Annotated in this window: 17 protein-coding genes; 5 read left to right on the forward strand and 12 right to left on the reverse strand. The window is 69.2% G+C overall.

Annotated elements, in window-relative coordinates; all coding sequences use genetic code 11:
- Nucleotides 1-299 precede the first annotated feature (299 nt).
- Nucleotides 300-3773, reverse strand: a complete 3474-nt coding sequence (locus ITJ61_RS07540) for a proline dehydrogenase family protein (protein ID WP_194685894.1) — start codon at nt 3771-3773, stop codon at nt 300-302.
- 83 nt (nt 3774-3856) lie between these two features.
- Between ITJ61_RS07540 and ITJ61_RS07545 the strand changes: the two genes are divergently transcribed.
- Nucleotides 3857-4837, forward strand: coding sequence for a LysR family transcriptional regulator (locus ITJ61_RS07545; RefSeq protein ID WP_104307303.1), 981 nt, complete (start codon nt 3857-3859; stop codon nt 4835-4837).
- Here ITJ61_RS07545 and ITJ61_RS07550 read toward each other — a convergent pair.
- The gene (locus ITJ61_RS07550) at nt 4752-6011 is read right to left on the reverse strand and encodes an MFS transporter (RefSeq protein WP_194685895.1); all 1260 of its coding nucleotides are present in this window, start codon (nt 6009-6011) and stop codon (nt 4752-4754) included. The genes ITJ61_RS07545 and ITJ61_RS07550 overlap by 86 nt on opposite strands.
- A 146-nt stretch (nt 6012-6157) precedes the next feature.
- On the opposite strand from ITJ61_RS07550, the gene purU reads away from it, so the two are divergent.
- A complete protein-coding gene (gene purU, locus ITJ61_RS07555; RefSeq protein ID WP_374953203.1) occupies nt 6158-7015 on the forward strand; it encodes a formyltetrahydrofolate deformylase in 858 nt (285 codons plus the stop codon).
- A 313-nt stretch (nt 7016-7328) separates the two neighbouring features.
- On the forward strand, nt 7329-8225 hold the full coding sequence (locus ITJ61_RS07560) for a DUF559 domain-containing protein (RefSeq protein WP_181065011.1): 897 nt from the start codon (nt 7329-7331) through the stop codon (nt 8223-8225).
- A 240-nt stretch (nt 8226-8465) separates the two neighbouring features.
- Here the strand turns inward: ITJ61_RS07560 and ITJ61_RS07565 are convergent, their stop codons facing one another.
- From ITJ61_RS07565 to ITJ61_RS07580, 4 genes are all read right to left on the reverse strand, one after another.
- A complete protein-coding gene (locus tag ITJ61_RS07565) occupies nt 8466-10616 on the reverse strand; it encodes an anthranilate synthase component I (protein WP_323744314.1) in 2151 nt (716 codons plus the stop codon).
- A gap of 24 nt (nt 10617-10640) precedes the next feature.
- The gene (locus ITJ61_RS07570; protein WP_194685896.1) at nt 10641-12419 is read right to left on the reverse strand and encodes a MinD/ParA family ATP-binding protein; all 1779 of its coding nucleotides are present in this window, start codon (nt 12417-12419) and stop codon (nt 10641-10643) included.
- A 16-nt stretch (nt 12420-12435) separates the two neighbouring features.
- Nucleotides 12436-13434, reverse strand: coding sequence for a malate dehydrogenase (locus tag ITJ61_RS07575; protein WP_194685897.1), 999 nt, complete (start codon nt 13432-13434; stop codon nt 12436-12438).
- A 97-nt stretch (nt 13435-13531) separates the two neighbouring features.
- On the reverse strand, nt 13532-14749 hold the full coding sequence (locus ITJ61_RS07580) for an NADP-dependent isocitrate dehydrogenase (RefSeq protein ID WP_104242572.1): 1218 nt from the start codon (nt 14747-14749) through the stop codon (nt 13532-13534).
- Between the two features lie 86 nt (nt 14750-14835).
- Here ITJ61_RS07580 and ITJ61_RS07585 point away from each other — a divergent pair, with 86 nt between their 5' ends.
- Nucleotides 14836-15312 (forward strand): GNAT family N-acetyltransferase, encoded by a 477-nt coding sequence (locus tag ITJ61_RS07585; RefSeq protein ID WP_104242574.1) that lies wholly within the window; start codon nt 14836-14838, stop codon nt 15310-15312.
- Nucleotides 15313-15430: 118 nt separating this feature from the next.
- Here ITJ61_RS07585 and ITJ61_RS19765 read toward each other — a convergent pair whose 3' ends face one another.
- The 4 genes from ITJ61_RS19765 to ITJ61_RS07605 form a co-directional block, all read right to left on the reverse strand.
- Nucleotides 15431-16732 (reverse strand): dimethylarginine dimethylaminohydrolase family protein, encoded by a 1302-nt coding sequence (locus tag ITJ61_RS19765; protein ID WP_228496623.1) that lies wholly within the window; start codon nt 16730-16732, stop codon nt 15431-15433.
- A 67-nt stretch (nt 16733-16799) separates the two neighbouring features.
- Entirely contained in the window at nt 16800-18446 is a 1647-nt protein-coding gene (purH, locus tag ITJ61_RS07595) for a bifunctional phosphoribosylaminoimidazolecarboxamide formyltransferase/IMP cyclohydrolase (RefSeq protein WP_194685898.1), read from the reverse strand.
- Entirely contained in the window at nt 18443-19051 is a 609-nt protein-coding gene (purN, locus tag ITJ61_RS07600) for a phosphoribosylglycinamide formyltransferase (protein WP_104299407.1), read from the reverse strand. Before purN ends, purH begins: the two co-directional genes overlap by 4 nt.
- Before the next feature lie 50 nt (nt 19052-19101).
- Entirely contained in the window at nt 19102-20718 is a 1617-nt protein-coding gene (locus tag ITJ61_RS07605; protein ID WP_194685899.1) for a DUF6350 family protein, read from the reverse strand.
- A gap of 32 nt (nt 20719-20750) precedes the next feature.
- Between ITJ61_RS07605 and ITJ61_RS07610 the strand changes: the two genes are divergently transcribed.
- Nucleotides 20751-21083, forward strand: a complete 333-nt coding sequence (locus tag ITJ61_RS07610) for a chorismate mutase (RefSeq protein ID WP_104341427.1) — start codon at nt 20751-20753, stop codon at nt 21081-21083.
- A gap of 79 nt (nt 21084-21162) precedes the next feature.
- On the opposite strand, the gene ITJ61_RS07615 is transcribed toward ITJ61_RS07610, so the two are convergent.
- Both ITJ61_RS07615 and ITJ61_RS07620 read right to left on the reverse strand, forming a co-directional pair.
- Entirely contained in the window at nt 21163-22983 is a 1821-nt protein-coding gene (locus ITJ61_RS07615; protein ID WP_194685900.1) for an ABC transporter ATP-binding protein, read from the reverse strand.
- Nucleotides 22980-24644, reverse strand: coding sequence for an ATP-binding cassette domain-containing protein (locus ITJ61_RS07620; protein ID WP_194685901.1), 1665 nt, complete (start codon nt 24642-24644; stop codon nt 22980-22982). Before ITJ61_RS07620 ends, ITJ61_RS07615 begins: the two co-directional genes overlap by 4 nt.
- Between the last annotated feature and the right edge of the window lie 291 nt (nt 24645-24935).

Below are 24935 nucleotides of genomic sequence, written 5' to 3' on the forward strand. Positions count from 1 at the left end.
TTCGAGAGTGTATGCGTGGAACGCTGCGGCAGCGGACGAATTCACCGGCTTGGAGAGGCCGAAGAATTCGGCAATCCCGGATTCCCCGTGGAATTCTCGGAATGCGCCGGAAACGAGATCATCCGTCGAGAAATGCGCGAACGGCTCCCCCGTGTGCGCGATCCTCGCGATCCAAGCACTGAGATCCTGCCTCGAACTCTCAAGCACCGAATACCCCCGAAAACAACCGCCCGAACTTCACGCCAGGATACCGAGAATTACCCGACGGTCGAACTGGAGGCGAATTCAGCGACGTCAGTTCAGCGCGAGAGAAGCCCCTCCGTGAGCCCATTCGGCGTTCCGAAACGGTGCGCGGTAATCGAGACAGCCTGCTCTCGCAGGAACGGCAGCAGCTCCACGCGGCCGGCCTCGGTCACCTCTCCCGAATAGATGGCGAGGTCGACACGGCCATCCACGGCTCGTGCAAGCGCCACGGGATCGCCGCCGATCATGCGCATGCGCCCGGCATGCAGCGAGCCAGCCGAGCCGAGGAACTCAGCATCGCTCTCGGTTCGCATCGGCACGCCGGCGCCGGCGAGGGCGGCCTTCGCCGAGGACGGCAGGGCAACACCCGTCGACACGCGCAGACGAGCACTCGCGACGAGACCCGCCGAGATCACCCGAAGGAGATCCGCGACCCGGGCATCCTCGGAGAGCCGGACGACGATCTCGCCGGGGAACGTCAGGTAGCGGAACACGTTTCGCTCCGCATACAGCGCCTGCACGTCGCGGTCACGTCCGAACTCCTCAGCCCAGGCGCGGGCGTCGCTGCCGAGCGCACGCTCGAGCATCACCGTGTCGGCGTCGGAGAGCGCAGAGGGGTGCGCCTTCGCGACCGCCTTCGCCGCGTCGAGCAGCGACTGCGCGCCGGCGTCGACGATGGGAGCCGAGAGGGCGGAGGCCGACCGCTGCCACGTGCCGAGACCGACGAGGTAGTTCGGTCCGCCCGCCTTGGTCGTGCATCCCACGACCGACTTCTTCCAGCCGCCGAACGGCTGACGCTGCACGATGGCGCCCGTGATGCCGCGGTTGACGTAGAGGTTGCCCGCCTGGATGGTGTCGAGCCACTGCGAGACCTCGCCGCGGTCGAGCGAGTGGATGCCCGAGGTCAGTCCGTAGTCGACCTCGTTGACGATCTCGATGGCCTCCTCGAGCGTGTCGGCCGTCATGATGCCGAGGATCGGGCCGAAGTACTCGACGAGGTGGAACTCGGAACCGCGCTCCACGCCCACCCGCACTCCAGGGCTCCAGAGCTTGCCGTTGTCGTCGAGCTGCTTCGGCTCCACCGCCCACCGTTCCCCCGCCCCGAGATTCGTGAGTCCGTCGAGCAGCTTCCCGGAGGCTGGCGTGATGATCGGCCCCATCTGCGATGCGGCATCCCACGGATAGCCGACCGTGAGGGAGCGCACCGCGTCGAGGAGCTGCTCGCGGAAGCGGCGCGAACGCTGCGCCTGCCCGACGAGCACCACGAGCGACGATGCGGAGCACTTCTGGCCGGCGTGACCGAATGCCGAGGCGACGACGTCCTTCGCAGCCAGGTCGTAATCGGCACTCGGCGTGACGATGATGGCGTTCTTGCCACTCGTCTCCGCGAGCAGCGGCAGCTCGGGGCGGAACGAACGGAACAGCTCAGCGGTCTCGATGCCGCCCGTCAGGATGACGCGATCGACCGAGGGGTTCTTGATGAGCTCACTGCCGAGCTCACGGTCCGAGAACTGCACGTACTGCAGCACCTCACGCGGCACCCCCGCCTCCCAGAGCGCCTCGACCATGACGGCGCCGCAGCGCGCAGCTGGCCGCGCGGGCTTGATGATGACGGACGCGCCGGCCGCGAGCGCGGCGAGCGTCGACCCCGCTGGAATCGCGATGGGGAAGTTCCAGGGCGGCGTCACGACGATGACCTTCGACGGCACGAACGACGCACCGTCGACGGCGTCGAGACCGCGCGCGAGTTCCGCGTAGTAATGGGCGAAGTCGATCGCCTCCGAGATCTCCGGGTCCGACTGGTCGAGCGTCTTCCCGGCCTCCGACGCAGCCACCTCCATGAGGTCCGCGCGTCGACGCTCCAGCGCGTCACCAGCCCGGTGCAGCACCTCCGCGCGTTCCGCGCCGGACAGCGCACCCCACGACTGGCTGCCCGCGACGGCACGCGTGACCCGTGCATCCAGTTCGCCGAGCGTGCCGACCGTGTTGGCGTCGATCGTCTCCGCGCCGAGGGTCGAAGCCTGCGCACGCTCGCGGATGCCGCGCGCCCAGGCCTGGTTCACGGGGAGCGACGGATCCGTGTCCGGCGTCTCCTCGAAGCGGTCGGCTGGCAGCGCCACCGGCTCGGCAGTGCGGTCCTGCACTCGGTTGCTGGGAGGGACGACGCGGTCGAGCGCATCGAGGGAGGCGACGAACCGCTGCGACTCGCGCTCGAACAGCTCCTCGTTGTCGGCCAGCTCGAATACCGCCGACATGAAGTTGTCCTGGCTCGCCCCCTCCTCGAGACGACGGATGAGATACGCGATAGCCACGTCGAACTCCTGCGGGTGCACGACCGGCACGTAGAGGAGGAGCCCGCCGACCTCGCGCTTGACGACCTCAGCCTGGCTCTGCGCCATGCCGAGGAGCATCTCGTACTCGATGCCGTCCGTCGCTCCCCGGCGCTTCGCGAGCAACCAGGAGAAGGCGACGTCGAAGAGGTTGTGGCCCGCGACGCCGACGCGCACGTTCTTCACCCGCTCCGGGGTGAGGGCGTAGTCGATCACGCGCTTGTAGCTCGTGTCGGAGTCCTGCTTCGTCCCCCAGGTCGCGAGGGGCCAGCCGTGCAGGGACGCCTCGACACGCTCCATCGGCAGGTTCGCGCCCTTCACGAGGCGCACCTTGATGGGGGCGCCGCCGCGGGCGACGCGCTCCGCCGACCATTCCTGCAGGCGCATCATCGCCGACAGCGCGTCTGGCAGGTAGGCCTGCAGCACGATGCCGGCCTCGAGGCTCAGGAACTCGGGGGCGTCCAGGATGCGCGTGAAGACCGCCATGGTCATCTCGAGATCCTTGTACTCCTCCATGTCGAGGTTGATGAACTTGCGGTTCGGGCTCTCGACCGCGAGGCGGTACAGGGGCGTGAGCTCCTCGACGACGTCGGTGACGGCTTCCTCGAACGCCCACGGCTGGTGCGGTGCCGTCGTCGAGGAGACCTTGATCGAGACGTAGTCGACGTCGTCGCGCGCGAGGAGCTTCGTGGTGCCCTCGAGGCGGCGGGCGGCCTCCTTCTTGCCCAGCACGGCCTCGCCGAGCAGGTTCAGGTTGAGCCGCACGCCCTTGCCCCGGATCTGCTCGATGGCCGGCCCCAGCTTCGCGTCCGTCGCGTCGATGATGAGGTGGCCGACCATGTCGCGGAGCACCTTGCGGGCCACCGGCACGACGACCCCGGGGAGGATCGGCGCCACGGCGCCTCCGACGCGCACGGCGCTCTTCATGTACCAGGGCAGGAAGCCGGGCACCTCGTCGGCGATCGAGCCGAGCTTGCGCGCGGCGACCTTGAGATCCTCGGGGCGTACGACGCCGTCGACGAAGCCGACCGTGAAGTCGAGCCCCCGCGGGTCCTTGAGCACTCCGGCGAGCTGAGCGGCGGATGCATCCACCGGGATCTCGGCGGCCTCCGTGAGCCAGCGACGCACGAGTGCGACTGCCTCCGGCGCGAGGTCGGTGAGGGAATCTGCGGGGAAGACAGGCGTCACGGTGGCGGTCATGTGACCCAGTATCAGCACCGGACTTCCGTTAGGTAAAGTGAAGGAAATTGACGCGTTTCCATCAGCACGTGTGATGATTGATCATGCTCGACGTACGCAAGCTCCGACTCCTCCGCGAAGTGCAGCTGCGCGGCACCCTGGCCGAAGTCGCCAAGGCCCTCAACTTCTCTCCGTCGGCCGTCTCCCAGCAGCTCTCAGCACTCGAGGCCGAGCTCGGCGTCGAACTCCTCCGCAAGCACGGACGCCGCGTGCAGCTCACCCAGCAGGCCGAGATCCTCGCCGGACACACCGCTGAGATCCTCGAACGCCTCGAGATCGCCGAGCAGGAAGTGCTCGCCTCCTTCACCAGCGCCGTCGGCACCGTCCGCCTCGCCGTCTTCCAATCCGCGGCGCTCACCCTCATCCCACCGCTGCTTCGCGTGCTCGCCGAAGAGCACCCAGGGCTCCGCATCGAGATGGTGCAGCACGAACCGGAGTCGGCGCTGTTCGACACCTTCGCCGGCGACTTCGACGTCGTCGTCGCGGAGCAGTACCCGGGCCACGCCGCCCCGCACCACCCCGGCCTCGACAAGCGCCTCCTCACCGACGACGCCCTCCGTCTCGCCGTGCCCGTCGACTCCCCGGTGACCACGCTCGCCGACACCAGAGACCTCGCCTGGGTCATGGAACCGCAGGGCTCCGCGTCGCGCCACTGGGGCGAGCAGCAGTGCCGCGTCGCCGGCTTCGAGCCGGACGTCCGCTACGAGACCGCCGACCTGCAGGCGCAGATGCGCTTCATCGAGACCGGGCACGCAGTTGGCATCCTCAACGACCTCACCTGGGCGCACGCCGCCCCCAACGTGCGCTTCCTGCCGCTGACGGGCGTCCCACGACGCGAGATCTTCACGTCCATCCGCACCGCGAGCGCCGCATCGCCGACCATCGCCGCCGTCCGCGACGGACTGCAGAGGGTCGCCGACGACCTCAGCTCGACCGAGCTCAGCTCGACTGCTGGAGCGGGCGCCGAGCCAGCACCGCGTCGAGCACCAGGGCGCTCACAAGCCCCAAGCCGACCATCGCGATGAAGAACACGGGCAGCGCCACGAGCCCCGCCGCATCCAGCAGCAGACCGCCGACCAGCGCACCCGAGCCGATGCCGAAGTTGAAGCCAGACGTGTACAGGGCGCTCGACAGGTCGCGGTGGCGAGACGGGGCTGCGTTCAGGATGCGGGACTGCAGCAGCGGCGGCAGCACGCCCATCCCGAGACCCCAGATGACCAACGCGATGAGCGCGACCGTCGTGTCGTGCGCGAAGAGCAACAGGGTCACCGCGATGAGCATCAAGAGGTAGCCCGTCGCCAGCCCCACCCGCGGCCGCGCCGTGAACACCACGCCGGCCAGCGCAGTGCCACCCGCAGACGCGATGCCGTACGCGAAGAGCACGAGGCTCAGCGTCTCGACCGGGAAGCCGATCACGTCGAGCGAGTACGGCGAGATGTACGAGTAGAACGCGTACTGGGCGGTCATCGTGATCAGCGTGATGACGCACAGCAGGATCACCGTCAGCAGGGAACGCTGCGCGAAGCGGATGCGCTTCACCGGCACCGCAGGCCCGTCGGAGTCATCCGGAAGCGCGATGGGCCGCGTGGAGAACGAGTCGTCGAGGTGATTCACCCGAGGCAGCAGGAACCAGAGGAGCACCGCGACGAGCAGCGTGATGACCGCAAGCGAGCCGAACGCGAAGCGCCAGCCGAACGCCTGACCCAGCGCCGTGCCGATCGGAACGCCGAGGACGTAGGCAATCGCCCCGCCGCCCAGCGTGATCGAGACAGCGCGCGTGAGCAGCTCCCTCGGTGCGATGAGCGAGATGTACGAGGCGACGACCGCCCAGAACACGCCGTGCGCGAGGCCCGTGATGACACGCGTCACGACGAGCCACTCATAGGTGGGCGCGAACGCCGACGCGATCGAGCCGATCGCGAACACCGCGAGCACGACGACCAGCAGGGCATGACGCGGAACACGCTTCGTGAGTGCCGTCAGCGGCGTGCTCGTCAACACGACCGTGAACGCGAAGATCGTCATCAGCCAGCCGATCTCCGCGCGAGTCGCGCCCAGATCGACCGTCATGAGCTCGAGCAGCCCGGTCGGGAGCATCTCGATCGTGACGCTGATGAACGTCGAGAACGCGAGCGCGATGAGAGGGACGAGCGGCAGCTTGGGGGCAGACGTCAGCGGAGAAGAAGTGAGAGAAGTCATTCGCAGGATCCGAACGGCGCACTCCGGACGAGCGGGAAACCTCGTCAGGGAGTCGACTGCGTGCATACCGGCACGCCGGGGGCCGAGCGATCCGCTCGACCACGTCCGATTCTATACGGTGGCGTCAAGACGGCTACCCTGAACTCGTGATTCCAGAAGCGACTCGATGGGTGCTCACCCTCAACTGCCCAGACCAGCCAGGCATCGTCCACGCCGTCACGGGAGCCATCGTCGACTCCGCCGGCAACATCGAGGAGCTCCAGCAGTTCTCGTCGATCGACACTGGTCGCTTCTTCATGCGCGTGGACGTGCGCACCGATGCCAGCCGCGAGGAGCTCCTCGCGCGACTCGAGCCCGTCGCCGAGCGGTTCAGCGCGGAGGTCTCCCTCGACAACGCCGGCCGCCCCGTCCGCACCCTGGTCCTCGCGACCAAGGCCGGTCACTGCGTCAACGACCTCCTCTTCCGCCAGCGCTCCGGCCACCTGCAGATCGACGTGCCGCTTGTGCTCGCCAACAACGAAGCCCTCAAGGGCCTCGCCGAGTTCTACGAGGTGCCGTTCGAGTACCTGCCCGTCACCGGACCCGACGAGAAGGCGGCATTCGAAGCGCGCATCCTGCAGGTCGTGGAGGAGCAGCAGATCGAGCTGGTCGTGCTCGCTCGCTACATGCAGATCCTCTCCCCCGAGCTGTGCGCGGAGCTCGCCGGCCGAGCCATCAACATCCACCACTCGTTCCTCCCCGGCTTCAAGGGCGCGAACCCCTACCGGCAGGCGCACGCGCGCGGCGTGAAGCTCATCGGAGCCACCGCCCACTTCGTGACCAGCGACCTCGACGAGGGGCCGATCATCGAACAGAACGTCGTGCGCGTCGACCACACGCGGGCGCCCCAGGAGCTCATGGCCATCGGCCAGGACGAGGAATCTCGCACCCTCACGCAGGCCGTGAAGTGGTTCTCGGAGCACCGCGTTCTCCTCGACGGGCAGCGCACGATCATCTTCCACTGATCGGAGCGGATCGCTCCGGTCACGCCGAATCGCGCGCTGCGGGCGGCCGGCGCTGAAACCGAGGCGGCGGCACGCGCCTGCGACACCGCCACCGCCACCGCCACCGCCACTGCCACTGCCGCTGCCGCTGCCGCTGCCGCTGTCCAACATCAGTGCACCACGGCCGCATTCCCTGACCTGAGCGCCAGATGGCGTCGAAATCGCACTGATGTTGGTCAATCGACTTCTGCGCTGCTGGTCTGAGGAGAGGCCGCTGTCCACAAGCACTGCATCCGTCACCTCAACGATGCGCCCGGTGTCGTTCAGTGGGGTCATGCCGAAGAAGCTGCCACCCCAGCCGTTCACTCCGCCACCCGGAGGCGTGTTCTCGAGGCGGGAGTGGAATGAGAGCGGCAATACGCGTCGCTCCCTCGAGTCACTTGTCCGAGACGGCTCAGTGCAGCGCCCGGCACCCGGCTGGTACGCGATCACCGGAGCCTCTCAGCCGGCGATCCAAGCTGTGCGACTCGGCGCTCGCCTCACCTGCCTGAGTGCACTCAGCGTCTCCGGAGTCTGGACACCGCCAGATGAGAATCTCCACGCCAGAATCGCCACGGGAGCCCGCGGTGTGACGAGCTCACGCAACGGACATGGCGAACCGACGATCCTCTGGCACCGAAGCGTCCGCGGGCGCGGCGAAGCCCTCGCCCTGCGCGCTGTCGACGGCGTCAGCGTCTCCCTGAGCTGCGCGCTCACGTGCCTGCCGACCCGAGACCTCGTCATCGTCGCGGACTCGGCGATCCAACTCGGCAAGATCGACCACAGTTCACTGATGGCACTCGCGGATGGCCAGCCAGCGCACGCCAGGAAGAAGCTCGATTTCGTGGACGGGAGCAGCCAGTCCGGCACTGAGAGCATCGTGCGTCTCTGGTGCCAGCTCCGGGGCTTCACACCGAGACCGCAGATGTGGATCTCTGGGGTCGGGTTCGTCGACCTCGTCGTCGGGGAGCGCCTGGTCATCGAGTGCGATTCCCGCGCGTTCCACGCCGATGAAGACCGGTATCGGGCAGACCGGGAACGCGACCTGGTGCTGAAGTCCCTCGGCTATCGGGTGCTGCGACTCACCTACGAGCAGATCATGCACCGATGGCCAGAGGTCGAGGGAGCACTGCTCGCGCTCCTCGCGACTGGTGCGCACCTGGCTTCCGGTTCCCGGCGGCGTCGCGCGTGACCATCTTGAGTGCGATATCCGGTGCCAGAGCGCGTGAGACACCGAGAACACCGAGATCTGCACTGATGTTGGACAGACCGGAGCCTCTGGGTCCCAGAAAACACGTCGGCGGCAGGGGCGAGCGCGAAACGTCGCCGCTCACGCCACCGCGCGGCGGCGGCGAGACGGCGGCGGCGGCGAGACGGCGGCGAGACGGCGGCGGCGGCGAGACGGGAGGTCGCCACCGCCCCCGAATCCGCCTCAGGCGGCGGGGACTCGGGCCGGGATGCGCTCCATGACGGCTTCGATGATGCGCTTCCCGGCAGAATCGCGCAGGGTCATGAGCGATTCCGGGTGGAACTGCACGGCGAAGATCGGCAGCTCACGGTGCTGGATGGCCATCGGGATGCCGTCGTCATCGGAGGCGACGAGCACGAGGCTCTCGGGCATCGTCGCGGGGTCGATGTGCAGCGAGTGGTACCGGCCCGTGACGAACCGTTCGGGGAGTGCGTCCAGGAAGCCCGGGTTGGTGACGACGACCTCGCGTTCCTGGCCGTGCAGCGGGTACCCGAGCTGCCCAAGGGACGCGCCGAAGTACTCCCCGATGGCCTGCTGGCCGAGGCACACGCCGAAGACCGGCAGCGAGCGGTCGACGATCTCGTCGAGCAGCTCGGCGGACCTGAAGTCGCTCGGAGCGCCGGGCCCTGGCGACATGACGACCAGCGACGGCTGCTGCTCGTCGAGGATGCGCGCCATCTCCGCGCGCTCGATGCCCCCCTTCGGGATGCGGACCGTGCGCACCTCGGCGCCCGTCTCCCGCATGTACCCGGCGAGCATCTGCACGAACGAGTCCTCGTGGTCGAGGAAGAGGATGCGGTGCCCGACTCCGGAGCGCACTGACTCGACCTCTGCGACGGGCTCGGGGGCGGCGCTCTCGGCGGAGGCGTCGAGCGCCTCGAGGAGCGCGGACGCCTTCATCTCCGTCTCGAGCTCTTCGGCTGCCGGGGTGGAGTCCATGAGGAGGGTGCCTCCCGCGCGAACCTCGGCGATGCCGTCGCGGATCATCGCGGTGCGGATCGTGAGGCCCGTGTTGACGTCGCCGTTGGCGAGGAGCACGCCGATGGCGCCGCCGTACCAGGTGCGGGGGCTGCGTTCGTGCTCGTCGATGAAGCGCATGGCCCAGATCTTCGGGGCCCCGGTGACGGTGACCGCCCACATGTGCGTGGCGAACGCGTCCAGTCCGTCGAACTCGGGCCGCAGCCTGCCCTCGACGTGGTCGACCGTGTGGATGACCTTCGAGTACAGCTCGACCTGCCGCCTGCCGATGATCTTGATCGATCCTGGCTCGCAGACGCGCGACTTGTCGTTGCGGTCGACGTCGGTGCACATCGTGAGCTCGGAGCGGTCCTTGTCGCTGTTGAGCAGTTCGAGGATGCGGTCGGCGTCTTCGATCGCGTCGGCCCCGCGGGCGATGGTGCCCGAGATCGGCACGGTCTCGACGCGGCTGCCGGCGACCCGGACGAACATCTCCGGGCTGGCGCTCACGAGGAACTCCTGGCCGCCGAGGTTCATGAGGGCTCCGTAGGGGGCCGGGTTGTTGCGCTTCAGGTAGGCGAAGACATCGGCGGGGCTTGTGCGCACGGGACGGCGGAAGGCCTGGCCTGGCACGACCTCGAAGAGGTCGCCGCGTGCGAACGAGGCCTTGGCAGATTCGACGAGGGCCGCGTACTCCCCCGGCTCGTGATCGCGGGACGACTGGGCGGATGCTGCGGGCGAGACGAAGGGGCTGAGCACCTCGGTGCGGGGCATCCCTTCGGTCGAGGTCGTGCCGTCAGAGAACTCGAAGTCGTGCCTGGTGGCATCGCCGCGCTGTCTGTCGACGGCGAGCACGGAGTCGGGCAGGAAGACGACGAGGTCGCGCTGGTCTCCGCCGTTCGGCGCCTCGAGGGCCTCGATCTGCCGGACGAGGTCGTAGCCGAACGAGCCGTAGAGCCCGAGGTGCGGGATGTCGTCCGGCATGGTCTCGATGATGGCGCGCAGCACGCTGAAGCTCGACCGCCTGCGGGTGCGCTGCTCCTCAGGGATGATCTCGTCACGCTGCGAGGTGACGTCGATCTCGACGTCGCCGTCGGCGAGCATTCGCACGCTGACGCCGTCGAGGCGCTCGAAGGCGTCGGTGAATGCGCGCAGCGGGATGTTCCCGCGCTCGTTCAGCGAGCGCATGCGCAGCGCGAACCCGCGCCCCTCGATCATGAGCGGCGGATCGATGAACCCGATGTCCCATCGCGTGTACCTGCCCGGGTACTCGACGCCGGACGAGAGAACGACGCCGTAGCGGTCATTGAGACCGGTCTGGATGTCATCCATCTCTTCCGGGCTGGCAGCACGGGAGGTGTGGGAGATCGTGAGCACTGGGTTCCTAGGTCTGGAGTTCGGTCAGAGGCGTTCCGCGATGGCGGCGGTCGCGGTGCGCCACGCATCTCGCGTGGCCGGCTTGAGGCTCGAGACGCTGAGCTCGCCGCCGCCGACGAAGGCGTGGTCGTACGGTACCTCAACGACGGCCCGCGTGAGGCGCTCGAAGTGGTGGTGCAGGCGCTCCTTGAGCGCCTGGTCTTCCTTCGCGGAGGGGCTGGAGAGGATCGTGACGGCGTTCTCGAGCTTCTCCCCGAAGCCCCGCTCGCGGAGCCCGTCCGCGAGCCAGGCTGCGGACGCGGCGGTGTCCTCTCTGGCCGTGGAGACGATGACGAGCTGGTCGGCGACGTCGAGGGCCGCCTCCCAGTTGCTGGCGCGCATGTTGTTGCCGGTGTCGACGACGAGGACGCGGTAGAAGCGGCTCAGAGTGAGGTGCATGCGCGAGAAGGCCTCTGCGTCGATGATCGCCGCGGAGGCCGCGTCGTCGTCGGATGCGAGCACGTCGAACTGCGCGTCACCCTGCGGTCGCACGAATCGGTCGACATCGGCGATGGTCGCGCCTCCCGACACCTCGAACCTCGGCAGCTGCCGCAGGAAGTCGACCGCCGTGTTGCGGTGGCTGCCGGCGTGCGAGCGCCACCCGAGGGTGCCGCGGGTCTCGTTGTTGTCCCAGGCGAGCGTGTAGCCGCCGCGGATCTCACCGAACGTGGCGGCGATCATGAGGGTCGCGGTGGTCTTGTGCGCGCCGCCCTTCGGGTTCATGACGACCACGGTGCGCGAGCCGTCGAACTGCCGCTGCACTCGTCGGATCTCGTCGCGCTTGACTCGCTCTGCCTCGCCTGGGCCGAGCTTGATGAGTCCGCCCGTTCCGAGGCGCAGGGCGCTGCGCCATCCCTGCTGCGCCGGTGCCTCCGGTGCCGCCTGCTTGTCGGCGAGCAGGTCGGCGAGCGTCGGGGCGGAGGTGTCGCTCTTCCGGCGTTCCGGCGCGGTCGCGGATGCTGCCCTGGCGACCGCTCCTGCGGTGGCGGATGCTGCGACCGGGGCCGGGTTCGCCGGCTCTGGCGCCGTGCTCGGACGAGCCAGCTCACGCGCTGCCGACTCGGCGCGTTCGAGCTCCTCGAGTTCGCGCATCTGACGCGCGTCCCGCGGGAATCTCGGCTGCCACGGCTGCGTGTCCTCGAGGCCGTCCTCGTCGATCCGGTCCTCGAACCAGACTGGGGGTGTCTCCGCGTTGGTCAGGGAGCCTGCCTCGTCCTCATGCTGGTCGGGGCTCTCGGGCGCGCGTCTGGTCTCGGGAAGCCCCGCTTCGAGCACTGGCGCTGGCTGCGCGACCTCCGCTTCCTGGTCGAGGGCGTGGTGCATCATCTCGACCCTCGGGATGCGCACGGTCTCGTGCACGTTGCCCTGCGGAAGGAACCCGTCGCTGTTCGCTGCGGACGTCTCGTCGTGGCGGTCCTGGGTGGCGGGGTCGCCCGAAGGCTCGGGCGCTGTCGCGCCAGGGGCGAGTCGGTCGGTGAGCTCGTCCTCGCCGGGCGCCAGCTCTGCGACGTCCCCCGTTTCGACGAGGCCCCCGTCCGGGGAGACGCGGAGCGGGAAGACACCGTCGATGTCGATCGTGCGCAAGTCGATCACGATCTCGTCGCGCGTCGCACGGTCGACGACGCGCGTCATGATCGCCGAGCGGAGCTCGTCCGCGTCGGCCGCGATGATGCGCTCGACCGAGTCGCCTTCCCGAATCTCGCCGACGCCGTCGCGGCGGATCAGCACCTCGAGCGCGAGGATGTCCGGTTCGGCATTGGTCATTGCAGCTCTTCTCACTTCAGGACGTCGACGGAACGAATCCGAGACTGACAACGGTATCGCGTTCGGCTTCGAGGTCTTCGACCGTCGCCGCGAGGCGCGTTCGCGTCAGCTCGCCGAGCTCGAGCCCCTGGACGACCTGCCAGTCGCCGCCGCTGGACGTGACCGGGACACCCGCGACGAGCCCTTCGGGAATGCCGTAATCGCCCTTCGAGGGGAGCGCGGCCGTCGTCCAGTCGCCTTCGGGGGTCCCGAGCACCCAGTCACGGACGTGGTCGATCGCGGCGGATGCCGCCGAGGCGGCAGAGGAAGCACCTCGCGCCGCGATGATCGCGGCTCCCCTCGTGGCAACCGTCGTGACGAACTCGCCATCGACCCAGGCGTCGTCGGCGATGCGCTCACGGATCGGGACACCTGCGATCGTGCCGTGATCGACGTCGGGGACCTGCGTGTTCGAGTGGTTTCCCCAGACGTGGATCCGAGAGACCTCGCCGGCGCCGACGCCGGCCTTCGCGGCGAGCTGAGCGATCGCGCGGTTGTGGTCGAGACGCATCATGGCCGTGAAGCGGTCGCCCGGGACGTCCGGCGCTGCGGCTCGCGCGATCGCGGCGTTCGTGTTCGCGGGGTTGCCGACGACGAGCACGCGGACGTCATCGGCGGCGTGTTTCCCGATCGCGCGGCCCTGGGGCGCGAAGATGCCGCCGTTCGCTTCGAGCAGGTCGGCGCGGTCCATGCCCTCGCGCCTCGGCATCGACCCGACGAGGAGGGCGATGTTCGTCCCTTCGAAGGCCGCGTCCGCATCGTCGAAGACATCCACTGATCGGAGCAGCGGGAAGGCGCCGTCGGCGAGCTCCAGAGCCGTTCCCTCCGCCGCCTTGACCGCCTGCGGGATCTCCAGGAGCCGGAGCTCGACCGGAGTATCGCCGAGCATGGCGCCCGATGCGATGCGGAAGAGGAGCGAGTAGCCGATGTTCCCGGCTGCTCCCGTGACGGTGATGCGGACTGGCGTGGTGCTCATGTCTCCACCCTATTCGGACAACGCAGAAGCCCCGCATGCTGCCGAGGCAGGATGCGGGGCTTCCGAGGCAGGAGCCTCGTGTGCGGTCGGGTGTCGCTTACGCGGACACTCGTGCTGCGAGGTTCTCGGCGATCGAGTTCATGAAGTCGTCGGTCGTCTGGAAGGGCGTGCCCTCGCCGACGAGCGCGGCGAGGTCCTTCGTCATCTTGCCCGACTCGACGGTCTCGATGACAACCTCTTCGAGGGCCTGCGTGAAGTCGATGAGCTCCTGGTTGCCGTCGAGCTTGCCGCGGTGCGCGAGGCCGCGCGTCCAGGCGTAGATCGAGGCGATCGGGTTCGTCGACGTGGGCTTGCCCTGCTGGTGCTGGCGGTAGTGGCGCGTGACCGTGCCGTGCGCCGCCTCGGCCTCGACGACCTTGCCGTCGGGAGTCGTGAGGACGCTCGTCATGAGGCCGAGCGAGCCGAAGCCCTGCGCGACGGTGTCGGACTGGACGTCGCCGTCGTAGTTCTTGCAGGCCCAGACGTAGCCGCCCTCCCACTTGAGCGACGCCGCGACCATGTCGTCGATGAGGCGGTGCTCGTAGGTGATGCCTGCTGCGTCGAACTTCTCCTTGAACTCGGCCTCGAAGATCTCCTGGAAGATGTCCTTGAAGCGACCGTCGTACTTCTTGAGGATGGTGTTCTTCGTCGACAGGTACACGGGGTAGCCGCGCGTGAGGCCGTAGTTGAGCGAGGCGCGGGCGAAGTCGGTGATGGATGCGTCGAGGTTGTACTGCACCTGCGCGATTCCATCGCCCGGGGAGTGGAACACCTCGAACTTCTGCGGCTCCGAGCCGTCGTCCGGCGTGAACTCGACCGTGAGCTTGCCCTCTCCCGCGAAGCGGAAGTCGGTGGCACGGTACTGGTCGCCGAACGCGTGGCGGCCGACGATGATCGGCTTGTTCCAGCCCGGCACGAGGCGCGGGATGTTCGAGATGATGATGGGCTCGCGGAAGATGACGCCGCCCAGGATGTTGCGGATCGTGCCGTTCGGGGAGCGCCACATCTGCTTGAGGCCGAACTCCTCGACGCGTGCCTCGTCAGGGGTGATCGTCGCGCACTTGATGCCGACGCCGTGCTTCTGGATCGCGTGCGCCGCGTCGACCGTGATCTGGTCGTCCGTCTCGTCGCGCTTCTCGATGCCCAGGTCGTAGTACTCGAGGTTCACGTCGAGGTACGGGTGGATGAGCGTGTCCTTGATCTTCTGCCAGATGATGCGGGTCATCTCGTCGCCGTCGAGCTCGACAACCGTTCCTTCGACCTTGATCTTCGCCATAGAGTTCTCCTTCTGAGCGCGGTTTGCCTCCAGCTTACCGGGGCCGCATTCGGAGGATTACTCAGACGGAGCGCTACTCTGCATCCATGAGCGAGCTGTATATCGAAGAGCTGTCCGCCGACAACATCGTCGCCGCCAACACGCTCACACTGAAACCAGGCCAGGAGGCGTTCGTCGCGCCTGTCTCGCACTCCATCTCGGAGGCCTACGTCAGCCAGTCGACGTCGTGGCCGAGGGTCGTCGTGCTCGATGGTCGAGTCGTGGGCTTCATCATGGCCAACTTCGACGAGGACGCTCCCGACGAGCTGTTCCGGGCAACGATCATGCGCATGAACGTCGATGCCGATTACCAGCGCCGTGGGGTCGGGTCGTTCGCGGTGACGGCGATCCTCGATGAGGCTGCACGCCGCGGTTTCGACAAGGTGACCACCATCTGGGAAGAGGGCGACCTCGGGCCGGGCGACTTCTTCCGAAGCCTCGGGTTCGTCGTCACCGGCGAGACCCAGTACGGGGAGACGATCGGCGAGCGGGAGCTCAGCCAGCACGGAACCGGCTCGCTGTAAAGCAGTTCGATAGAGCCGTTCGACCGAAATCGCTGCCCGGCGTCTCACCCTCTTGCGGGACCGCGAGAGGGTGAAACGCCGGGCAGCGATCGTGGTGTGGTCGGGGATGCGGTCGCGTCTAGTAGGCGCGAGCCGACAGGCAGGTGACCCCGCCCTCGAGCTTCTCGAACTCCGAGATGTCGAGGGTGACGACGTTGTAGCCGAGGCGCTTCACGAGCTTCGCGGTCGCCAGCGCGGCAGCGGAGACGAGCACGGTGTCCGCATCCAGCGGCAGGATGCTCGCACCGAGCAGCTCGGGTGCCTCGATGTAGCCGCCGAACAGCGAGGGCTGCTCGAGCGCGGGAGTCCAGGCGAGGACGGTCCCATCGGGCAGGGCGGTCGCGACCGTCTTCAGGTGCAGCGCCCCGGTGATGGGCACCGCGACGACGCGGTAGCCGAGATCGAGCGCGATCTCGCGCAGCGCGCGGATGCCCTCGGCGTTCGTGCGGGTGGACGCGCCGACGTAGACGGTGTCGCCCGCGAGGAGCACGTCGCCCCCGTCGAGGGTTGCCGGGGCCTCGATCTCCATCGTGACGAACTCGGTCTCGGCGAGCGCCGCCCGGACGCCAGGCAGCTCGGCGCGACGGGACGCCGCCCCGCTGCGAGCCAGGATCGCGACCTGGCCGAGCACGATGACCTGGTCCTCGGTGAAGACCGAGTCCGGCATGGTCTCAGCCGCTGGCACCTCGCGGGTCTCCCACCCGTGCTCGTCCAGCAGCGCTACGTAGGACTCCCACTGCTCGTTGGCGCGATCGCGGTCGACCGCCGCGCGCTCCTGGAAGGTGACCTGGGCATCCTGCGGGTTCGCGGCGGGGATGCGCACGAGCGCCAGTTTGCTGTTCGACTCCGCGAACCGGCGGAGCTCCCCCGCGTGCGCGACGCGAGAGGACACCTCACGGAGCATCTCGGCGACCTGCCGGCGGAACAGCGTCGGCCCGATGAGCGCTGTGAACACGGTGCCGGAGACGAGGAACACGAAGTTGAGCCCGAAGAACTCCGTGAAGATCGCCGACCACGTCTCGCTGGTGAACTCAGCGCCACCCGTCGCGAGCCGGACGACGTAGCCGACCGTGCCCGCGATGAGCGCGAGCACGAATCCGGCGATCGCGGCGATCCACCAGTTGCGGAGCCACCCGAGCCAGCCGACGAGCGTGACGAGGATCAGCAGGAGGAGCACCGGCAGCGAGTAGAAGTCGAACGTGTCGGTGAGCGTCGTGAGCGGCGAGATGACCCCGGTGAGGTCTCGCTCGTTCATGACGACGAGCGAGGTGAGGAGTGTCGCCAACGCGACGCCCATCGCCGCGACGAGTGCCGCGTTGAAGCGCGTTCCGCCGTCGAGCTCGCTGACGCGGGTGACGGGTTGGGAGTTCTTGGTGCTCAATTGCTGCTCTCGTGGGTCTCGATTGCGGGCACGCTCAGATCGCGCGAGTCGCGCGGATCAGCGCGGATCAGTGGAAGAAGTGGCGCTCGCCCGTGAAGTACATCGTCACGCCCGCCTTCTCGGCGGCCGCGATGACCTCCTCGTCGCGGATGGATCCGCCCGGCTGCACGACGGCGCTCACGCCGGCCTCGAGCAGCACTTCGAGGCCATCCGCGAACGGGAAGAACGCGTCGGACGCGGCGACGGACCCTGCGGCCCGCTCCCCCGCCCGCGAGACGGCGAGGTGGCAGGAGTCGACGCGGTTGACCTGCCCCATGCCGACTCCGACGGAGGCTCCGTCTGCGGCGAGGAGGATCGCGTTGGACTTCACGGCGCGGCAGGCTCGCCACGCGAACTCGAGGTCCTCGACGGTCTGCCCAGCGGCGGGGGCCCCGGCTACGAGCGTCCAGCTCTCGATGAGCGACACGCTCGGCTCGAAGCGGTCTGCGCTCTGGACGAGGAAGCCGCCGGAGATCTGACGCACCTCTCGCTCCTCTGGAGCCGGGTCTGCGGGAAGCTGGAGGAGGCGGACGTTCTTCTTCGCGCGCAGCGCCTCGAGCGCCTCCGGCGCAAAGCTCGGCGCGATGACGACCTCGGTGAAGATCTTGGCGAGCGTCTGCGCCATCTCGAGCGAGACCTCGCGGTTGGCGGCGACGACGCCGCCGTAGGCGCTGACCGGGTCGCAGGCGTGCGCACGACGGTGGGCCTCGGCGATGGCCTCGGCCGGCGCGAGGCCTTCAGGCGCGATCGCGATGCCGCACGGGTTGGCGTGCTTGATGATGGCGACAGCCGGCGAGGTGTGGTCGAACGCCGCGCGGAGGGCCGCGTCGGCGTCGACGTAGTTGTTGTACGACATCTCCTTGCCGTGGAGCTGCTCGGCCTGGGCGATGCCCCGGCCGTCGGCGCGCCCGTACACGGCCGCGACCTGGTGCGAGTTCTCGCCGTAGCGGAGGACGGCGAGCTGGTCGCCCTCGATCGTGAAGGAGCTCGGGAGCGCGTCGGACGCCGAGCCGGCGGCGGGCTCCGCGGCTCCAGCGGCCTCGACCTCCAGGATGTGCGACGCGAACCACGCGCCGACGGCCTGGTCGTAGCTCGACGTGTGCTGGAACGCGGCGGCGGCGAGCGCGCGACGCGTCGACAGCGTCACACCTCCGCCCGAGATCTCGTCGAGAACCCTGGTGTAGTCGCTCGGTGACGTGACGATCGTGGCGTTCGCGAAGTTCTTTGCGGAGGCGCGCACGAGGGCGGGGCCGCCGATGTCGATCTGCTCGATGATCGCCGGAGCATCCGCCCCGGAGGCGACCGTCTCGACGAAGGGGTAAAGGTTCACGACGATGAGCTCGAACGGCTCGATGCCGAGCTCCTCGAGCTGGCGGAGGTGGTCGGCGATCCGCCGGTCGGCGAGGATCCCGGCGTGCACGCCGGGGTGCAGCGTCTTGACGCGACCGTCAAGCGACTCGGGGAACCCGGTCACCTGCTGCACGTCGGTGACGTCGAAGCCCGCCTCGCGGATGGTCTTCGCGGTCGAGCCGGTGGAGACGATCTCGACCCCGGCTGCCTGCAGTCCTGAGGCCAGCTCGAGCAGGCCGCTCTTGTCGCTCACGGACACGAGCGCGCGCTTGGGCTCGATCCGCTCGAGGGTGGTCAGCGATTCGTGTGAAGCGGGGCTGCTCATGCGTTGGCTCTTTCCTCGAGTGCGATTTCGCCGGAGGCCACGCCTCTGACGGTGTCTTCCAGCAGACGGCGCTCCGCGACCTTGATGCGGCCGTGGAGCAGCTCCTCGGTGTCACCGGGGAGTACGGGGATGCGGACGCGATCGACGATCGGACCGGTGTCGACGCCGTTGTCGACGATGATGATGGAGGCGCCCGTCTCGGCCACGCCGGCTTCGAGCGCGTCGCGCACGGCGTGGGCGCCAGGGAACTCGGGCAGGTACGCGGGGTGGGTGTTCAGGAGACGCGGGGCCAGCGCATCCACCATGGCGGGTGGCACGAGCCGCATGAATCCGGAGAGCAGCGTGAGGTCTGGCTCGAAGCTCTGGATCTGCGCGAGCAGCTCCGCTCCCCAGGCCTCACGGTCGGCGAAGTCCTTCGGCCGCACCACGAACGACGGGATGCCGAATTCCTGCGCGAGGGCGAGGCCTGCGGCAGGCCGATCGGCGCCGATCGCCACGATCTCGGCGCCCATGGGCGACGCGGAATCGGCGGAGGTCCGGAGTGTCTCGAGCAGCGCCTGCAGGTTCGAACCCGCGCCGGAGATGAGGACGACTACCTTGAGCACCGGGTCAGTCTAATCGCTGCGCACGGTCGGGGCTCCCGGGTCAGACCCGCTCAGTCGTCGAGGTCGATGTCGGCGTAGATGTCCGGCTCGTCGTCGTAGCGCGGGTTCTCGACCTTGAGCCGCTTCGCCCGGCGGATCTCGGACGTCTGCCGCTCGGCCGGCTGATCGTCGGTGCGCACCTCGAGTGCGGTGCCGGGCTTCTTCTCGACCTCACCCGGGTCCTCGAAGCGCTTCGAGACGGCGTCGGCGACCCAGGTGCGTTCGTCGGTGCCATCCCGTCGTGAGCGTCGCTTGGAGGAAGCAGCACTTGCGCGTGCCGGTGACGTGCTCTCCTTCTCGCGTGGCTGCGGTCTGCTCGCCTGGTCACGTCCCGTCGGCGTCGAAGTCGGCGTGCCGGCGGATGTGCGGCTGTGCTTCTTTCGTCCGTCACGGTCGCCCCTGCCGGCTTCCTCGGCGTCGTCTTCGTCGGTCTCGTCGTCGTTCTCGAGCTGCTCGGCAGAGAGCGGCACCAGCGCCCCGACGAGGGCGCCGAGGAGAAGCGTGCCGAACGCGCTCGCGCCGGTGAGCAGGGGGAAGGGGCCGATCTCCGCGAGGCGACCAGGGCCGGCCGAGCCGCCAGCTGCAAGGGCGAGGATCCCGATCGCGATGGCTGCGAGCGCCGCCGCCATCACCGCGACGGAGACGCGAGCCCACACGCCACGGGCTGCACCAGCCGGGGCGTGCATCCGCACCCCCACCATCGCGGCAAGCCCGACCAGGACAGGAACGGCGATGATCGAGACCGCGAGCACCGGCGGCGAGGCCGGGATGGCGCCGAGAAGCGGGAGAACCGGCATGGGACCGACCAGCGTCTCCACGGGCGTGACCTGCGAACCGGTGCCGATCGCGAATCCCGAGCCGAGCATCCACGCCGCAGACCAGACGATGCCGTTCACGGCGATCACGAGCTGGCTGAGACCCACCACGATCGCGCTCGTCACATCGAGCGGGAGCGACTGGAAGAGCGCCAGGATGCTCGCGAGCCCCAGAAGGACCGCGATGAGCAGCAGTACCGCCCCAGCACCGAGGATGCCGGTGACCATGAGGCCGGCCGCCCTCAGTCCCTGAGACACGGACGCCCGTGTGCGCTCCTCGAGGTTCGAGAGGATCGAGCCGAACGGTGCGACCTGCCATCCGCGCGCCCCGACGAACGCGGCGCCAAGGAAGACGACCGCACCCACGATGGCGGTCTGCCAGACGCCGACGTCCAGGCCACGGGCGCTCGCCGCGAGCGAGACCCCGGCGGCGGCGGCGCCGAACACCGCTGCGGTGAGGAGGAGGCCGGGCCAGATGAGATCGGAGGCCGCACGCACGCGGACCCCGGTCACGTGTGCCAGCCACACCGTGATGAGCGTGAGGCCCAGCGGCATGACCCGCAGCGTGAAGCTCACCGCCTCGCTCCCGGCAGGCAGGAGACCCGAGCTCGGGTCGAGCACCGCCCCCACGGAACCCCCGAGCGAGAGAGCCCAGATGGCCGCCGCATACTCGAAGCCAGCGGCGAAGTCGCTGCCGAAGCCCGTCGTCGCCAGCTGCACCGCGACGACCGCGATCAGCGGGACGCCGAGGCCGACCGCAGCCGCGACGAGCGCGTCGACGGCCGAGTACAGGTACGTGATCGGGCGAGGCATAGCACCCCGACGATAGCCGCTAACCTGCCGGAATGACTGAATCAACAGGCCCGCACGAGATGACGGACATCCGACGCGCCATCGATGCGCTCGATGCCCGAATCGTGGAGCTCATCGGCGAGCGGCAGCGCTGGGTGGAGCGCGCGGCGGTCGCCAAGCGCGGTCAGGACACTGGCGCGGTGCGTGCTCCAGCGCGCGTCGAGCAGGTAGTCGCGAAGGTGCGGGCGCTGGCGGAACAGGGTGGGAGCTCCCCTGCGGTCGTCGAAGCGAGCTATCGCGCCATGATCGGCGCGTTCATCGAGCTCGAGCTGCGGCAGCACGGCGACAACGACACGGGTCGAACGGACACGGGCCGGTCCGACTGACCTCCGAGATCAGACGGCCCGCATCCTCGCGCTGACAGCAGTCAGGTGCTTTCTGCCGCGCGCTTCGGCGGCGCGGAGGTCAGCGCTCGAGGAGCTGCTGGAACGGGCCTCCCGCGGCACGGAGACCGTCGGGCGCCCCCTCCTCCACGACCCGACCTGCGTCGAGCACGATGACCCGATCGGTGTCGTCGAGCGTGTCGAGCCGGTGGCTGATCTCGAGGATGCTGCGCTGCCCTGCCCACTCAGCGAGGCGCGCGCGGACGGTGCGCTCGGTGGCACCGTCGAGCGCGCTCGTCGCCTCGTCGAGCACAAGCACTTCAGGGTTCGCCAGCACGGCGCGTGCGATCGCGACGCGCTGCCGCTGCCCGCCAGACAGTCCGCCGCCGCGCTCCCGCACCGGGGTGTCGAGCCCCTTCGGCTGCTCGCGCACCCACTCGTCGAGGGCCGCGACGCGCAGAGCCTTGAGTATCTCGTCGTCACTCGCGTCAGGTCGGGCGAGCGCCACGTTCTCCCCTACCGTGCCGTCGCTCAGGTACGGACGCTGTGGCACGAGTGCGATCCGGGTGCGCAGCTCGTCGAGCGGGATGCGCTGCAGGGGTCGCGGAGCACCGTAACGACTGCCGGCCAGCGACACCGACCCGAGATCCGGGTCCCAGAAGCGGAGGGCGAGCGACGCGATCGTGGACTTGCCGCTGCCGGACGGCCCCACCACGGTGAGGTGCTCGCCCGCGCGCAGCTCGAAGGAGACCCGATCGAGCACCGTCCTCGGTGCAGCGGAGGTCGAGCCGCCATTGACCGGGTACGCGAACGTCACGCCCTCGAAGGCGAGCGCCACCGGATTCGGCTGGGGTTCATCGACGTCGGTTCGAGCGGGCTGGACTTTCGACGCATTGTCGGCGAGCGCCTCCGTCACCAAGGGCGGCCGCTCGATGACCTCGTAGAGGCGAGCGGCGCTCGCGAACGACGCGTTGAGGTCGGTCACGAAGCTCTCGACGGCGCGGGTCGGCACGAAGAGCCCGACGGCGACCGCGAGCGCGACGAGCAGCTGCTCGTAGCCGAGGCTCCCGGTCACGACGCCAGTGCCCCCGACGAGCAGCACCGCGAGCACTGAGGCCCATTGGAGCAGCACGACGAGTCCACCGCGGAGCGCGGCGACGCGGGAGGCGAACGCGGAGGCGCGAGCCCCCGACTCGCCGCGCGCATCCATGTCCGCGAGGCGAGCCTCGGCGTGCTCGAAGGCGAGCACCTCGCGCACGCCCTGGACGGAGTCGCTGACGTGCTGGGCGACGACGCCCTTCGCGGCGACGGTCTCCTGCGAGGCGCGCCAGCCTGCTCGCCCCCCGATCAGTGGGATGACCAGCACGACCAGGGCGACGAACGGCGCGACGGCGAGGGCCAGCGCCGCGCCCTGAGTGGTGCCGAGCCAGATGAGCGCGGTGACGGGGACAGCAACGGCCGAGATCGCCGGCGGTGCCGTGTGCGCGAAGAACACCTCGACTCGGTCGATATCGCGCGTGCCGCGTTCGCTCAGCTCGCCGCTACCCGCGCCCTCGGTCGCGGCGGGAGCCTGCGGCGCGAGCCTGGCGTAGAACAGGTTCCGGAGCCGAGCGAGGGCGGCGAAGGCCACGAAGTGGCCGCTGAACTGCTCGAGGTAGCGCAGGACGGCCTTGCCGAGCGCGAGCGCGACCATCGTCCAGATCGTGCCGGCAAGCGACAGCACCCCCGAGACGCCGAGCATCGCGACGACCAGGATGGCGATGCCAGCGAGCTGGCCGACGATCCGCAGCACGGTGGCGAGGGCCAGCGGCCAGAGCAGCGGCGCCGTCTGGCGCAGCAGCCAGGTGACGAGCTGGGGCCTGGTGGGCTGGCGAGAGTCGAGCGCAGTGGATGCGGCGGTCATCGTCGCGCTCCCCTTCCGTGTGGGTGGCCAGGGTGCTGCGGTGGCCCCGAGCGGGAACCGTCGGCGGCCGCAGAATGGCTCGATGCGGTCGCTGTCGCCTCGAGCGTGACGACCCTGTCGGCTGCCAGGATGCTGGTCGGCCGGTGCGAGACCATGACCACCGTTCGCCCCTCCGCCAGCTTCGCGAGCGCACGCGTGATGAGGCGCTCCGAGCGCAGGTCGACCTGGGCGGTCGGCTCATCGAGGAGCAGCACGCTCGCATCGCGCAGGAACGCCCGGGCGATGGCGACGCGCTGCGCCTGCCCGCCCGAGATCGAGAGACCGCTCTCGCCGACCTGCGTCGCGAGGCCGTCCGGGGACCGCTCGAGGTCTTCGCCGAGTTCCGCCGCGGCGAGGGCAACCCACAGCTCGTCGTCGCTGGCATCGGGCTTCGCGACTCGGAGGTTGTCGGCGACGGTGCCGGTGAAGAGGAACGTGGTCTGCTCGACGACGGCGAGCGCGGCCCGCGCCGGTGAGCTGCCTGCCGGCTCTCCCCCGACGAGCACGATGCCCTCGCGAGGTGCGAGGAGCCCTTGGGCCAGGGTCAGGAGCGTCGACTTGCCCGAACCGCTCGGGCCGGTGACGACGACCCGCTCCCCGGGCTCGATGCGCAGCGAGTACTCCGAGAGCACCGTCTGCCCTCGCTCGTAGCCTGCGGTGACGCCGCGCAGCTCGAGCGCGGCCGCCCCGCCTGATCCGGCGGGAGCCGGTGCCGCGCTGTCGGACACGGGCCGAGCGGCGACCGCGGCGCTCAGCTCCCGCTCGGCGTTGCGACCCGTCATGCCGATGTAGAAGAACTGGCCGACGATATCGACGGGCCCCGTCAGCAGGGTCGAGAGCAGCACCAGGGCCGCGGCCTGACCCGGCGTGATGGCGCCGTCCCCGAGTCGCCAGACGGCAAGACCCGCCGCGCCCGTGATCATGGCGAGCGAGAAGACGGCGTCGACCGCCAGGATGAGCACCTGGTTACCGGCGAGCAGCCGCATGACCCGGCGCCTGTTCTGCTCACCTCGCTCGCGCAGGTCCTCACCCGTCCGCGCGGCGGCTCGGTTGAGGGTCAGGGTCGTGAGGCCTTGGATGGCGCTGAGGAAAGCCGCCGAGAGCTGACCCGCGCTGCGCCGGTACGCGCCAGTCGATGAACGGAACGCGCGCTGGACCCCGATGATGATGAGCGGGATGAGCGGCACGAGCAGCAGCAGGAGGCCAGCGGTGAGCGGGTCGATGGCGACGGCGATGACCGCCAGCACGAGGAGCGGCGTCGTGAGCGACGCGATGATCGGCCCGAGGAATCCAGCCCGGTAGGCGGATGCCCGGTCGATCGAGGCGGTGGCCGTGCTGACGAGGGAGCCAGTGCGTTCCCGGCCGAGGGCCAGCGGCCCGACGGCGAAGAGCTGGCCGACAAGAAGCCGGCGCAGGGCACGTTCGGTCGAGTTCTTGCTGCGCTGGACCAGGACCGTCGAGACCGCGGCGGCAGCGGCGGTCGCCACGACCAGAGCGCCCATGAGGATGACGCTGCTCGCGTTCGGCACCTCCCCCGCGAGGATGCCGTCGAGTGCTCCTCCGACGAGCAGCAGGACTCCGGCCAGGGCCAGGGCCTGCAGCCAGCCGAGTGCCAGGGGCACTGCGATCCTCGCCCTCGGGGTCGCACCGACGACGCGCGCGTCGAGCGGAACCGCGGCAGCCGGATGGCCGCCAGGGCGGCCGCCCGGGTGTCCACCGGAGTGGGCCGCGGGACGCCCTCCGGGCTTCGAGCCCGGCTGCGCGCCGGGGTGAGAGTTCTGTCGTGCTGGGGCCGACTCGGGTCGAGTCACGGGCATCCTGTCTCAGATCTCGGTACGGCGACCGCTCGGCGGTGCCAGGTTCACGTGCCGCCGCGAGAGGGGGATCATCGCGTCGGTGAGACGAATGGGCTG

The sequence above is a fragment of the Pseudoclavibacter sp. VKM Ac-2888 genome (assembly GCF_015351285.1).
In the GTDB taxonomy this organism is placed as follows: domain Bacteria; phylum Actinomycetota; class Actinomycetes; order Actinomycetales; family Microbacteriaceae; genus Pseudoclavibacter.